Genomic DNA, 12,582 nt, shown 5'->3' with positions numbered 1-12,582 from the left:
GAGCGCCTAGCACACCCCTGCCCCGCCAACACGCCCCCACCGCAGGGCAGTACCACTTTCGGGTTCGGATCGTTGAGCTCCCCGGGCGTGCCGCCTGATCGGCAGACAGGCTGGTGCCCCCGCTCACGCGCACCCGAAGGACGTCCCTCATGAGCACTCCGCCGCCCCTCGCCGGAGGCGCCCAAGGATCCCAAGCGCTGCGGCCGCTGCTCACCGCCACCCTGGAAGCCCTGCGCACCGGCGCCGCCGCCCGCGGCGGTCCGCTCCCGGCAGGCGGCCCCACCGCCGTCGCCGCCCGCGTGCGCGAGGCCACCGGAGAGGTCCTGCCCGAACGCGGCGAAGGCGCCGAAGCGGCCCTGCGCACCCTGGTGCACGCGCTCGCCGAAGGCGCCGCCGACCCCGCCGACGCCCTGTGCGCGGCCCACCTGCACTGCCCGCCTCTCGCGCTCGCCGTCGCCGCCGACCTGGCCGCCTGCGCCCTCAACCCCTCCATGGACTCCTGGGACCAGGCCCCCGCCGCCTCGGAGATCGAAGCCCTGGTCACGCGCGCCCTCGCGGCAGAGCTCTACGGCACCGGCCAAGGCGGCGCAGACGCCCTCGTCACCACCGGCGGCACCGAGTCCAACCAGCTCGCCCTCCTCCTCGCCCGCGAACGCACCGCCGCCCACGGCCCCGTCCAGCTCCTCACCGGCGAGAACGCCCACCACTCGCTCGGCCGCGCCGCCTGGCTCCTCGGCATGCCCGACCCGGTCACCGTGCCCGCGCCCGCCGGAGTCCTCGACCCCGCCGCACTCGACGAAGCGCTCACCCAACTCACCGGCCCACCAGGCACGTTCCTCGTCGCCGCCACCGCCGGCACCACCGACGCCGGACTCATCGACCCCCTCGGCCAGATCGCCGACCTCTGCGCCGAGCACGGCGCCCGCCTGCACATCGACGCCGCGTACGGCGGCCCCCTCCTCTTCAGCGGCGTACGAAGAGAGCTCCTGCACGGCATGGAGCGCGCCGACAGCGTCACCTTCGACCTGCACAAACTCGGCTGGCAGCCCGTCGCCGCCGGGCTCCTCCTGGTCCGCGACCCGCACGACATCGCCGCGCTCGGCCACCACGCCGACTACCTCAACGCGGACGACGACACCGAAGCCGGGCTCCCCGACCTCCTCGGCCGCTCCCTGCGCACCACACGCCGACCCGACGTCCTCAAGATCGCCGTCACCCTCAAAGCCCTAGGACGCGAAGGCATCGGCGCGCTCGTCGACCAAGTCTGCGACCAGGCTCTGGAGTTCGCCGCGCTCATCGACGCCCACCCCGGCTTCGAACTCTACGACCGGCCCGCCCTCAGCACGGTCCTCTTCCGGCCCGTCGGCGCCGACGACGACCACATCGCGTACGTACGACGCGAACTGCTCAACCAAGGCCGCGCCGTACTCGGCCGGGCCGTGATCGACGGACGCCGCTGGCTCAAGGCCACCCTGCTCAACCCGCACACCAGGTCCGGCGACCTCGCCGGGATCCTGAAGCTCGTGGAAGGAACCACCCCCCGATGACCGGCCAGAACGCCAACCCCGCCCCGCCGCTCACCACACCCGAGGAACCCCGGGACCTGGTAGGCATCGGCATCGGCCCCTTCAACCTCTCCCTCGCCGCCCTCGCCCACCCCCTCACCGGACTCGACGCTGCCTTCTACGAACAGCGCCCCGGCTTCCACTGGCACCCAGGGCTCCTCATCGACGGCGCGAGCCTCCAAGTGCCCTTCCTCGCCGACCTGGTGACCCTCGCCGACCCCGCGAACCCCTGGTCCTTCCTCAGCTACCTCAAGACCCGCGAGCGGCTCTTCCCCTTCTACTTCGCCGAGCGGTTCCACATCCAGCGCGCCGAGTACGACGCCTACTGCCGCTGGGTCAGCGAGAACCTCCCCGCCCTGCACTTCGGGCACCAGGTCGACGCGGTGCGCTGGAACCCCGAACGTGACCTCTTCGAAGTCGACTTCACGCAGCTCGACGCAGACGGAGAAGCCGAGGCGCTCGGCCGGACATACACGAAGAACGTCGCCGTCGGCGTCGGCACCGCCCCCTTCATCCCCGAACCCCTCAAGCCCCTCGCGGACGCCCCCGCCGTCCCCGTGATCCACTCCGCGGACTACCTCCTGCACCGCGACCGCCTGCTCGCCGCCGACCACATCACCGTCATCGGCTCCGGCCAGTCCGGCGCCGAAGTCTTCCTCGACCTGCTCAGACACCGCCCCCCGGGCGCCGAGAAGATCCACTGGCTCGCCCGCACCGAGGCCTTCGCCCCCATGGAGTACTCCAAGCTCGGCCTCGAACACTTCACCCCGGACTACACCCGCTACTTCCACTCCCTGCCCCAGTCCGTGCGCGACGGCCTCGTCCCCCACCAGTGGCAGCTCCACAAGGGCATCGACGCCGACACCATCGCCGCCATCCACGAAGAGCTCTACCAGCGCACACTCCACGGTGGCTGGCCCGACGCCGTCCTCACCCCCGGCGTCTCCGTGCGCACCGCGGGCCGCGTCGCCAACACCCGCGTGGAACTCCACCTCGAACACCTCCAGCAAGGCACCCGCTCCCGCCTCACCACCGACGCCGTCGTCCTCGCCACCGGCTACCGCGAACGCCCCCTCGACCAGCTCCTCGCCGGCCTCGACCCGTACATCCGCCGGGACTCCGCCGAGCGCCCCCGCATCGACGAGCAGTACCGCCTGGTCCTCGACCCCTCCGTCACCGGCGACATCTACGTACAGAACGCCGAGCGCCACACCCACGGCGTCGGCGCCCCAGACCTGGGCCTCGCCGCCTGGCGCAGCGCCACCATCCTCAACACCCTTACGGGAACGTCCCCTTACCCGCTGCCGCGGCGCACCGCGTTCACCAGCTTCGGCCTCCAGGAACCCAAGCAGCACACCGCGACCGGCCTGATCGGCGAGCAGCGCGGCAACCTCGTACGCCTCAAGAACTGACGGACCCGCCAACTGCTGCGCCGCGCCCTGATACTCCTGAGTGCGTCATCCATCACCATCCCGGTCGGCGAGGAGGTCGTCAGCGACGCCGTCGACCTCACGCCCCCTGACGGCCTAGAAGACCGGCGTGCCGTCCCGCGTCAGCTTCCAGTCCACCGAGGCGAACTGGGCGGGATCCACCGTCCCCTTCGCCCGCACCCACTGGATGATCGTGTTCCGGATCTCGTCCGAGTTCGCCCACAACTGCTTGGCGCCCGGCACATGCGGGAAGTTGCCGCCGCCGCTCGCCCGGTAGTTGTTGACCGCGAGCACGAACTCCGCCTTCGGGTCGAGCTCCTTGCCGTCGAAGCTCAGCTTCGCGATGCGCGAACCCGCCGGCTTGGCGATGTCGATCTCGTACGTCACGCCGTACAGCGCGTCGTAGTTGTAGTCCGGAGTGCTGTTCGCGTTGGTCAGCTTCGCCGGGTCCACCGGCGCGCCGGCCGCCGTCTGGACGTAGTAGCGCGCCGAGAACTCCAGGTAGTCCCTGAGCTGCGCGCCCGTGATGAGCCGCGCCTCAAGAGTGTTCTCGAACGGGTAGAGCCCCGCCGCGTCCTTGATCGTCACCTCACCCGCCGGGATCCCCGCTGTACGCGAGAAGCACGACGCCTGGGAGATGACGGGCAGCGCCGCGTACTGGCCGCCCTTCAGCGCCTCCCTCACCGTCTCCGCCTGGACATGGCTGATCAGGTCGATGATCGCGACATCCTTGTACGGGCCTTCGGCCGTGCTCATCGCCTGCGTCGACGTGCCGATGACCTGGTTGACGTACGCGACGACCTTCTTGTGCTCGTCGGCGAGAAGCCCGGTGACCTTCTTGTCCTCCGCCGCCGTGTTGGAGTTCAGAACCTTCGCGCCGACCTTCTCCACCGTCCAGCGGCCCTTCGACCACACCAGGTCGAAGTCGAACAGAGTCAGGCGCTGGCCCCACTTCAGCGGCTCGGACAGGACGACCTTCTTGCCGGTCTCCTTGTTCTGAACGAAGTACTCGGGGATCTCCGTGTGCGCGTGCCCCACCAGGATCGCGTCGATGCCGGGCACCTGCTCGGCCACCAGACCGGCCGCGTTCTCGATGTACGGGAGCTGATCACCGTACGAGGATGTGCCGCTGGAACCGGAGTGCGCCGAGACGATCACCACGTCCGCACCCATCGAGCGCAGCTTCGGCACCCACTTCGCCGCCTGCTCCTCCAGACCCGGGAACGTCATCTTGCCCTGCACGTTCGCCTTGTCCCAGATCGCGATACCGGGATTCGTCAGGCCGAGGACCGCCACCTTCACGTCGTGGCCGTGCGGGGTGCGCAGACGCTTCATGAAGTACGGCGGGAAAGCGGGCCTCTGCGTCTTCGCGTCGAGCGCGTTGGCACCGAGCAGCGGGAAGTCGCACTGCTCCTCGAATTTCCGCAGCACCGGAATGCCGTAATTGAACTCGTGGTTTCCGAGCGCCGCCGCGTCATAGCCGATGCTGTTCATCGCCTGCGCCATCGGGTGCACCGGGCCGTGCTCGGCCGTGATCGGATCGATCTTGGCGTAGTAGTACGAAAGCTGCGTGCCCTGAATGGTGTCGCCCGCGTCGATGAGAAGCGTGTTGCGGCGCCCTCTCTCCTCGCGGATCTCGTTCACGAGCGTCGAGATCTTCGCCAGGCCCACGTCGTTGTGGTCCTTGTCGTCGAACTCCTTGTCCGTGAAGTAGTCCCAGTTGAAGACATTGCCGTGCAGATCCGTGGTGCCCATCACGGTGAACGAGTACCGCTTCTTCCGCTTGGCGGGCCTCCCGGCTGCCCGCGCGCTCGCGGACGGCGCGGCGGCCACCCCGCCCACCAGCGCCACACCCACACCCGTGGCGGCGGACTTGCCCAGGAACTTCCGGCGGTTCAGCGGCATTTCGTACTCCTTGGTCGACCGATGTAACGCGCGTAGATTCTGACCCCCGTCACCCCACCCGCAACAGACCCCGCAGGTTTCGATCCGATGACTGTCCGGTGCCGCCCCCCGGTGCGAGAGTGGCCGCATGAACGAGACCACCCCTGCCCCGGCCCCCTACGGCACCCCCGACTTCCCCCGCCTGGCCGTCAAGGGCGAGGCGCACCTCGAAGTCGACCCCGAGATCGCCCGCATCGGCATCACCGTCAACGCGCGCGGCACCGACCGACGTGACGCCCTCAACGACCTCACACGCCGCAACGCCACCGTCATCGACCTCGTCAAGACCTACGGCGAAGCCGTCGAGAAGCTGGAGACCGGCTCCTTCTCCATCAGCCCCGAACTCACCAAGCACGGCCGCGCCGAACGCGTCCGCGCCTACCACGGCCGCGTCCACGTCACCGCCGAACTCGCCGACTTCACCGCACTCGGCGAACTCACCACACGCCTCGCCGACCTCGAACTCACTCGCGTCGACGGCCCCTACTGGGCCCTGCGACCCGACTCACCCACCCACCGCCAGGCCCGCCAGCAGGCCGTACGGGAAGCGGTACAGCGGGGCCGGGAGTACGCCCAGGCACTGGGGACCACCCTCGCCGCCCTCGTCGAACTCGCCGACATCGGCGCCGAGAACGCCCAGCCCTACGGCTACGGAGGCCCATCGGCCCCCTCCATGCGCACCGTCGCCTACGGCGGCGCGGGCGACATGACCGAGCAGGCCGCGCCCCTCGACCTCGAACCCGAACGGCAACACGTGTACGCACAGGTCAACGCACGCTTCACGATGGCACCGCCCCAGCTGTAAACCGCTCATCGGAGCAGCGCCCCGCACACATTCAATTCTTGTCAATAGCCCTTCACGCAAAGGTTGTTGAGTAGTCATGCTCAGCCAATTCCCTACCGGTCGGTAGGGCCTAGGCTCGAAACATGCGCCGAGCAAAAATCGTCTGCACCCTGGGCCCAGCCACCCACTCGTACGACCAGATCAAGGCACTGGTCGAAGCCGGAATGGACGTGGCCCGATTCAACCTGAGCCACGGCACCTACGCCGAGCACGAGGAGCGCTACCAGCGTGTACGCAAGGCCGCCGACGAGACCGGCCGCAGCGTCGGCATCCTCGCCGACCTTCAAGGCCCGAAGATCCGCCTCGGCCGCTTCAGCGAAGGCCCTGTACTCCTTGAACGCGGCGACGAGTTCACCATCACCGTCGAGGAAGGCTTCCAAGGCGACCGGCAGACCTGCGGCACCACCTACGCCGGCCTCGCCCAAGACGTCACCCCCGGCGAGCGCATCCTCGTCGACGACGGCAAAGTGACACTGGAGGTCACCGGAGTCGACGGACCCCGCGTCACCACCACCGTCGTCGAAGGCGGCATGGTCTCCGACAACAAGGGCCTCAACCTCCCCGGCGTCGCCGTCTCCGTCCCCGCCCTCTCCGACAAGGACGAGGCGGACCTCCGCTGGGCCCTGCGTTCAGGATTCGACGTCATCGCCCTGTCCTTCGTACGCAGCGGCCGCGACATCGAAGACGTCCACCGCATCATGGACGAGGAAGGCCGCCGCCTCCCCGTCATCGCCAAGGTCGAGAAGCCACAGGCCGTCGAGAACATCGACGACATCGTCGCCGCCTTCGACGCGATCATGGTCGCCCGCGGCGACCTCGGCGTCGAGATGCCCCTCGAACAGGTGCCGATCGTCCAGAAGCGCGCCATCAAACTCGCCAAGCGGAACGCGAAGCCGGTCATCGTCGCCACCCAGATGCTCGACTCGATGATCGACAACTCCCGCCCCACGCGCGCCGAAGCATCCGACGTCGCCAACGCCGTCATCGACGGCACCGACGCCGTGATGCTCTCCGGCGAGACCAGCGTCGGCAAATACCCCATCGAGACCGTCCGCACCATGGGCCGCATCGTCGAAGCCGCCGAGGAGGACATCCTCGCCAAGGGCCTGCCGCCCCTGACCGAGCGCAGCAAGCCCCGCACCCAGGGCGGCGCCGTGGCCCGCGCCGCCGCCGAGATGGGCGACTTCCTCGGCGCCAAGTTCCTCGTCGCCTTCACCCAGTCCGGCGACACGGTCCGCCGCCTCTCGCGCTACCGCTCGCCGATCCCCCTCCTCGCCTTCACCCCGGACCGCGCCACGCGCTCCCAGCTGAACCTCACCTGGGGCGTGGAAACCTTCCTGGGCCCGCACGTCGACTCCACCGACGCCATGGTCGACCAGGTCGACGAACTGCTCCTGAAGATCGGCCGCTGCGAGAGGGGCGACGTGGTGGTCATCACCGCGGGCTCCCCACCCGGAGTCGCGGGCTCCACCAACCTGGTACGCATCCACCACATCGGCGAGGACGACAGCCCCAAGTAGCCGATCGCAGACGGGTGTTGAGGGACCGCTTCCGGGGGGAGCGGTCCCTCGACTGTGTGTGAGGGGAGTGCAGGGCTCAGTACTTGGGGCCTACGTGGGTGTCCATGAGGGCTACTGAGGCTTTGCGGGCTACGGAGATGTTGTACGGACTGCCGTGGCGGGTGCAGTGCTTCCATTCGACGCCAAGTTTGTCGAGCGTGTCCGTGTAGAGCTTCCGGATGTCGTCCGAGACGTTGGTGAACCAGTACCGGGGATACTCGTAGCGCTTGCGCTCACCGCCGACCAGACGGGTCGTCCAGTTGATGTTCCGGCATCCGTCGGAGTGAATGAGACCGCGGATGAAGCCCCACGGCTGGGCATCGACAATCTCCTGTTGCCAGGGCTCCAGGACGATCCGGCGCTGGTGCTTCTTGCCTGTTCCGTGCTGCGGGAACATGCACCACAGGTGGTTCGAATAGAGCTTGATGTTGCGGCAACCGGTCCTGCGGACCCGGCAGACGGAATTCTCGGGGAAGACGTCGCGCATGGCTTGCTCGCAGGCGTCCATGAGGCCCGGCCATGACTCGGCGCAGGTGATCATGAGGCTGGGAACGCGGTGCCCCGAGTACTGGATGATGTGCCCGTCCCCGAGGTAGAGCCCCAGCAAGTACGAGTAGGCGGCCTCGTCTAGCCGGCGGCCGTCGCACCGCGGACACTCGGGGTCGGGTCTGCCGGGACACTCGCCCCGCTTGGCGCGGTCCATGTGCAGCCAGTAGCCCACGGTGCCGTGCGGGACGTTCAGCAGGCGCGCCACGTCGGCGTTCTTCGTGCCGCCTCGGAGCAGAGTGAGAGCCCTCTGCCGTATCGCTGTGCCATGGAAGATCATGTGGCCACTTTGCGTGACTGACCGTGGCTCCGCGTATAAAAAAAGAGAGGTCCACGCGAACGTGGACCTCCACTTGAAGTGCCGGGTGCGGGACTCGAACCCGCAAGCCCTTTCAGGCAGAGGTGTTTGAGACCTCCGTGTATACCGTTCCACCAACCCGGCCAGCCACTGCCGGAACTATACCGGGTCACCGCACAGCGCCGCAGCTAGGTAGGCTGCAGAGGCAGCAGTACCTGCCCGGCCCGTTACAAGGAGCCCCCGTGACTTCCCCCGAGTCGCCCCAGCCCGTAGCCGATGACGACGACAAGTCGCACGTGCCTCCGCTGACGACCCGTGTCGTCATCGCCGAGGACGAGGCTCTTATCCGGCTCGACCTCAAGGAAATGCTCGAGGAAGAGGGTTACACCGTCGTCGGCGAGGCCGGAGACGGGGAGAAAGCCGTCGAGCTGGCCCGGGAGCACCGGCCGGACCTGGTGATCCTTGACGTGAAGATGCCCGTCATGGACGGCATCTCCGCGGCCGAGAAGATCGCCGAGGAGTCCATCGCCCCGGTGCTCATGCTGACCGCGTTCTCGCAGCGTGACCTGGTCGAGCGGGCCAGGGACGCGGGCGCGATGGCGTACCTCGTGAAGCCCTTCAGCAAGACCGACGTCGTGCCGGCGATCGAGATGGCCGTCTCGCGCTTCACGGAGTTGAAGACGCTGGAGAAGGAGGTCGCCGACCTCACTCTGCGTCTTGAGACGCGGAAGCTGGTGGACCGCGCGAAGTCGATCCTGCAGACCGAGTACGGCCTGACGGAGCCCGCCGCGTTCCGCTGGATCCAGAAGACGTCGATGGACCGGCGTCTTTCGATGCAGCAGGTCGCGGAGGCGGTCATCGAGGACGCCGACGAGAAGAAGGCGTCCAAGGGGCAGTAGCCCCTGGTTCACGTCGTACGACAAGGCCCGCACCCCGAAGCCGGGGTGCGGGCCTTGTCGTATACGTACGAATACGTACGAAGCCGCTCAGTCCTCGCCGAGGTACGCCTTCCGCACGGACTCGTCGTGCAGCAGATCGCTGCCCGAACCGGACAGGACGATCTTGCCGACCTCCATGACGTGACCATGGTCGGCGAGCGAGAGCGCGGCCTGCGCGTTCTGTTCGACGAGCAGGATGGTCGTGCCGTTGGATTTGAGCTCGGCGATGGTCGCCATGATCTTCTGCATCATGATCGGCGAGAGGCCCATGGAGGGTTCGTCGAGCATGAGCAGTTTCGGCTGGGACATGAGGGCGCGGCCCATGGCGAGCATCTGCTGCTCGCCGCCGGAGAGGGTGCCCGCCGCCTGCTTCCGTCGTTCCCCGAGGATGGGGAAGAGGTCGTAGGCGCGCTGGATGTCCTTCTCGATGCCCGCCTTGTCGTCGCGGAGGTACGCGCCGAGCTGGAGGTTCTCCGTGATGGTGAGCCGGGGGAAGATGTGCCGGCCTTCGGGGGAGTGGGCGAGTCCCAGCGCGACGATCTTGTGTGCCGGGACCGTGTTGAGCGGCTTTCCGTCGAAGGTGATCTTCCCGCCGAGCGGCTTGAGGAGCCCGGAGAGGGTGCGCAGGGTGGTGGTCTTGCCCGCGCCGTTGGTGCCGATCAGGGTGACGACCTGGCCTGCCTCGACGCTGAAGGAGATGCCCTTGACGGCTTCGATCTTGCCGTAGGCGACCCTGAGGTCTTCGACCTCGAGGAGTGCGGTCACTGGGCTGCTCCTTCCGGACCGGTCGTCTTGCTCCCGGTGTTGCTCTGTGCCTCTGAGGCGTTGGCCTCCGCGGCTTCCACCTCGGCGAGTTCGGCGTCGCCGGGGGCGCCCTCGAAGGGTGTTCCGAGGTAGGCGGCGACGACGCGTTCGTCGGCCTGGACCACTTCGGAGGTGCCTTCGACGAGTTTCTTGCCCTGGACGAGGACGGCGACGCGGTCGCAGAGGTTGAAGATGAAGCGCATGTCGTGCTCGATGACGAGGACGGCGATGCCCTGGTCGCGGATGGACAGGACGAGTTCTTCGGTCGCCCTTGTCTCCTGCGGGTTCATGCCGGCGGTGGGCTCGTCCAGGAGGAGCAGACCGGGCTCGCTGGCCAGTGCCCTGGCGATCTCCAGCTTGCGCTGTTCGCCGTAGGGCAGGTTGCGGGAGAGGTGGTCGGCCTTGTGGGCGAGGCCGATGAACTCGAGGAGTTCCATGGCCCGGGCGTGGGATGCGGCTTCGGCCTTCTTGAATCCGGGTCCGCGCAGGAGGGCCGACCAGAGGCCTTCCTTCGTCCTGGTGTGGCGTCCTACGAGGACGTTCTCCAGGACGGTCATGTTGGCGAAGAGCCGGATGTTCTGGAAGGTGCGGGCGATTCCCGCGTCGGTGACGAGGTGGGGCTTGGCGGGCAGGACGCGCCCTTTGTACGAGACCTTGCCCTCGGTGGGGACGTACAGCCCGGTGAGGCAGTTGAAGAAGGTGGTCTTGCCCGCGCCGTTGGGCCCGATGAGCCCGACGATTTCGCCGCTGTTGACGGTGAGATCGACGGAGTGGACGGCGGTGAGGCCGCCGAATCGCATGGTGACACCGCTGGCGTCGAGGACGGTGTCCGTGGTGGTCGTCGCGGTCATGGTGTTCACGCCCCCGCCTTGCTGGTGCCGACGGTGCCTTCGGGCAGTTGCTGTTGGTCCGGTACGTCGAGCTGGCCGGTCTCGTGGTACTCGAGCTGGGCGCGCTTGTTGGCGACGAGCCCTTCGGGCCTGAAGCGCATGAGCAGGATCAGTGCGAGCCCGAACAGGAGGAGCTGGAAGTCCTCGAGGAACTGCAGCTTGGCCGGGATGAGGTAGAGCAGTGCCGCGCCGATGAGGGGGCCGCTGATGGTGCCCATGCCGCCGAGGATGACCGCGGCGAGCAGGAAGGCGGAGTTGGGCGGCACGGTGTTGGCGAAGAGGTACTGCTCGGGGGTGATGCTGTAGGAGACGTGGGCCTGGACGCTGCCGGCGAAGCCGGCGAGGGTCGCGCCGAGGGCGAAGGCGATGAGCTTCACCCGGAAGCCGTTGATGCCCATGGCGGTGGCCGCGGTCTCGTCCTCGCGGATGGCGACCCAGGCGCGTCCGATGCGGGATTCCCCGGAGCGCCTGAAGACCAGGACGACGACTGCCGTGAACAGCAGCATCAGGAGGTAGTAGTTGGCGGACCGGCCGAGGGCGAATCCGGCGACGTCGTGCGAGATTCCGAGGTTGAACCCGAAGATTTCGAGGTCGGGGATGTTCGGGATGCCCTGGGAGCCGTTGGTGAGGTCGGGGCCGCTGTTCCCGTTGAGGTTGTTCATGGTGATGCGGAAGATCTCGCCGAAGCCGAGGGTGACGATGGCGAGGTAGTCGCCGCGCAGCCGCAGGGTCGGGGCGCCGATGAGGACGCCGAAGACGAGTGAGGCGGCGGCGCCGGCGAGGACGGCGGCCCAGAAGGGGAACTGGACGCCGAAGTAGGCCTGGGGCGAGCCCGAGACGAGGGCGGCGGTGTATGCGCCGACGCCGAGGAAGGCCACGTAGCCGAGGTCGAGGAGGCCGGCGAGGCCGACGACGACGTTCAGTCCGAGGGCGACGGTCGCGAAGATGAGGATGTTGACGCCGATGAGGGCGTACGACTCGTCGGTCTGGGTGAACGGGAAGAGCGCGGCGGCGATGAGTGCCGAGGCGAGGGTGACGTTGCGGTGCTTGGCGGTGAGCGTGTTGAGGCGGGCGATGAGGCCTGCTCGGAACAGTGCGGTGGCGCCGAAGGAGGTGGTGATCAGGAACCCGATGAAGAGTTCGGAGTAGGCGTCGATGCCGTAGGCGAAGATGTACAGGCCGACGCCGAACGAGGCGGCGATGATGAGGAGTTCGGCCCACGCCGGGAGTTCTTTGGCGCGTGGCGGATTCGGTGCCTTGAGGCTGGTGCGCAGGCGCTGCCAGGCGTTCTCCTTCTCCCCGGTTCCGGCCTCGGGGGGCAGGTCGACGGGGAGGCCGAGGGCGGCGATGACGGCGATGAGTGCGCCGATGCCGGAGACCCATGCCCCGGGGTCGAGGTTGACGACGCCGCCGAGCTGCTGGGATATGGCTCCCATGGCGTATCCGGTGGTGCCGAGGACGCCGAGGGTGAGGAAGAGCACGGGGCTGTTGGTGCCGCCGGGGGTGAGCCAGCTCAGGCCGCGGATGCCGTATCCGGAGAGGGTGAAGAGCAGGGCGAGCGCGGAGCCGGCGAGGGTGATGACCTGGAGGCCGCCGGGGTAGCCGGTGACGGTGAGGTCGCCGGGGAACGCGCTGGTCCAGGTCCAGGCGAGGAAGGTGCCGATGAGGGCTGCGGCGGAGCCGATGAGGACGCCGAGTCGCGCGGTGGCTTCGGGCAGCCGGAGGACGGGCGTGGGCGTGGTGTCGGTTTTCGTGGTCATGGGT

10 protein-coding genes and 1 tRNA gene are annotated in these 12,582 nt (G+C 68.2%); 5 read left to right on the top strand and 6 right to left on the bottom strand.

Annotated features, from left to right (window positions below):
• Window positions 1-149 precede the first annotated feature (149 nt).
• Together ACGFX9_RS01325 and ACGFX9_RS01320 are read left to right on the top strand one after the other, a co-directional pair.
• Window positions 150-1,547: a pyridoxal phosphate-dependent decarboxylase family protein gene (locus ACGFX9_RS01325; protein ID WP_393463143.1), complete on the top strand. Its 1,398-nt coding sequence runs from the start codon at window positions 150-152 to the stop codon at window positions 1,545-1,547.
• Window positions 1,544-2,977: a lysine N(6)-hydroxylase/L-ornithine N(5)-oxygenase family protein gene (locus ACGFX9_RS01320; protein WP_393463142.1), complete on the top strand. Its 1,434-nt coding sequence runs from the start codon at window positions 1,544-1,546 to the stop codon at window positions 2,975-2,977. The genes ACGFX9_RS01325 and ACGFX9_RS01320 overlap by 4 nt, the downstream gene beginning before the upstream one ends.
• Before the next feature lie 114 nt (window positions 2,978-3,091).
• Here the strand turns inward: ACGFX9_RS01320 and ACGFX9_RS01315 are convergent, their stop codons facing one another.
• Window positions 3,092-4,900 carry a bifunctional metallophosphatase/5'-nucleotidase gene (locus ACGFX9_RS01315; protein ID WP_393463141.1) on the bottom strand — a complete coding sequence of 603 codons (1,809 nt, stop codon included), beginning with the start codon at window positions 4,898-4,900 and terminating at the stop codon, window positions 3,092-3,094.
• 127 nt (window positions 4,901-5,027) lie between these two features.
• Between ACGFX9_RS01315 and ACGFX9_RS01310 the strand changes: the two genes are divergently transcribed.
• Together ACGFX9_RS01310 and pyk are read left to right on the top strand one after the other, a co-directional pair.
• Entirely contained in the window at window positions 5,028-5,744 is a 717-nt protein-coding gene (locus tag ACGFX9_RS01310) for an SIMPL domain-containing protein (RefSeq protein ID WP_393463140.1), read from the top strand.
• A gap of 122 nt (window positions 5,745-5,866) precedes the next feature.
• Window positions 5,867-7,303, top strand: coding sequence for a pyruvate kinase (gene pyk, locus ACGFX9_RS01305; protein ID WP_393463139.1), 1,437 nt, complete (start codon window positions 5,867-5,869; stop codon window positions 7,301-7,303).
• 76 nt (window positions 7,304-7,379) lie between these two features.
• Here the strand turns inward: pyk and ACGFX9_RS01300 are convergent, their stop codons facing one another.
• Entirely contained in the window at window positions 7,380-8,168 is a 789-nt protein-coding gene (locus tag ACGFX9_RS01300) for a helix-turn-helix domain-containing protein (protein ID WP_393463138.1), read from the bottom strand.
• Window positions 8,169-8,247: 79 nt separating this feature from the next.
• Window positions 8,248-8,330: transfer RNA gene (locus tag ACGFX9_RS01295), tRNA-Leu, on the bottom strand.
• Between the two features lie 98 nt (window positions 8,331-8,428).
• Between ACGFX9_RS01295 and ACGFX9_RS01290 the strand changes: the two genes are divergently transcribed.
• The gene (locus tag ACGFX9_RS01290; RefSeq protein WP_393463137.1) at window positions 8,429-9,085 is read left to right on the top strand and encodes an ANTAR domain-containing response regulator; all 657 of its coding nucleotides are present in this window, start codon (window positions 8,429-8,431) and stop codon (window positions 9,083-9,085) included.
• 87 nt (window positions 9,086-9,172) lie between these two features.
• Here the strand turns inward: ACGFX9_RS01290 and ACGFX9_RS01285 are convergent, their stop codons facing one another.
• From ACGFX9_RS01285 to ACGFX9_RS01275, 3 genes are read right to left on the bottom strand one after another with little or no spacing between them, the layout of a single operon-like run.
• Window positions 9,173-9,889, bottom strand: a complete 717-nt coding sequence (locus ACGFX9_RS01285; RefSeq protein ID WP_393463136.1) for an ABC transporter ATP-binding protein — start codon at window positions 9,887-9,889, stop codon at window positions 9,173-9,175.
• The gene (locus ACGFX9_RS01280; RefSeq protein ID WP_393463135.1) at window positions 9,886-10,788 is read right to left on the bottom strand and encodes an ABC transporter ATP-binding protein; all 903 of its coding nucleotides are present in this window, start codon (window positions 10,786-10,788) and stop codon (window positions 9,886-9,888) included. The genes ACGFX9_RS01285 and ACGFX9_RS01280 overlap by 4 nt, the downstream gene beginning before the upstream one ends.
• Window positions 10,785-12,578 carry a branched-chain amino acid ABC transporter permease gene (locus tag ACGFX9_RS01275; RefSeq protein ID WP_393463134.1) on the bottom strand — a complete coding sequence of 598 codons (1,794 nt, stop codon included), beginning with the start codon at window positions 12,576-12,578 and terminating at the stop codon, window positions 10,785-10,787. The genes ACGFX9_RS01280 and ACGFX9_RS01275 overlap by 4 nt, the downstream gene beginning before the upstream one ends.
• Window positions 12,579-12,582: the final 4 nt, after the last annotated feature.

The sequence above is a fragment of the Streptomyces sp. NPDC048436 genome, assembly GCF_043200355.1.
In the GTDB taxonomy this organism is placed as follows: Bacteria; Actinomycetota; Actinomycetes; order Streptomycetales; family Streptomycetaceae; genus Streptomyces.
Note: the sequence above shows the minus strand (reverse complement) of the source record. Positions and strands in the feature narration are given on the sequence as shown.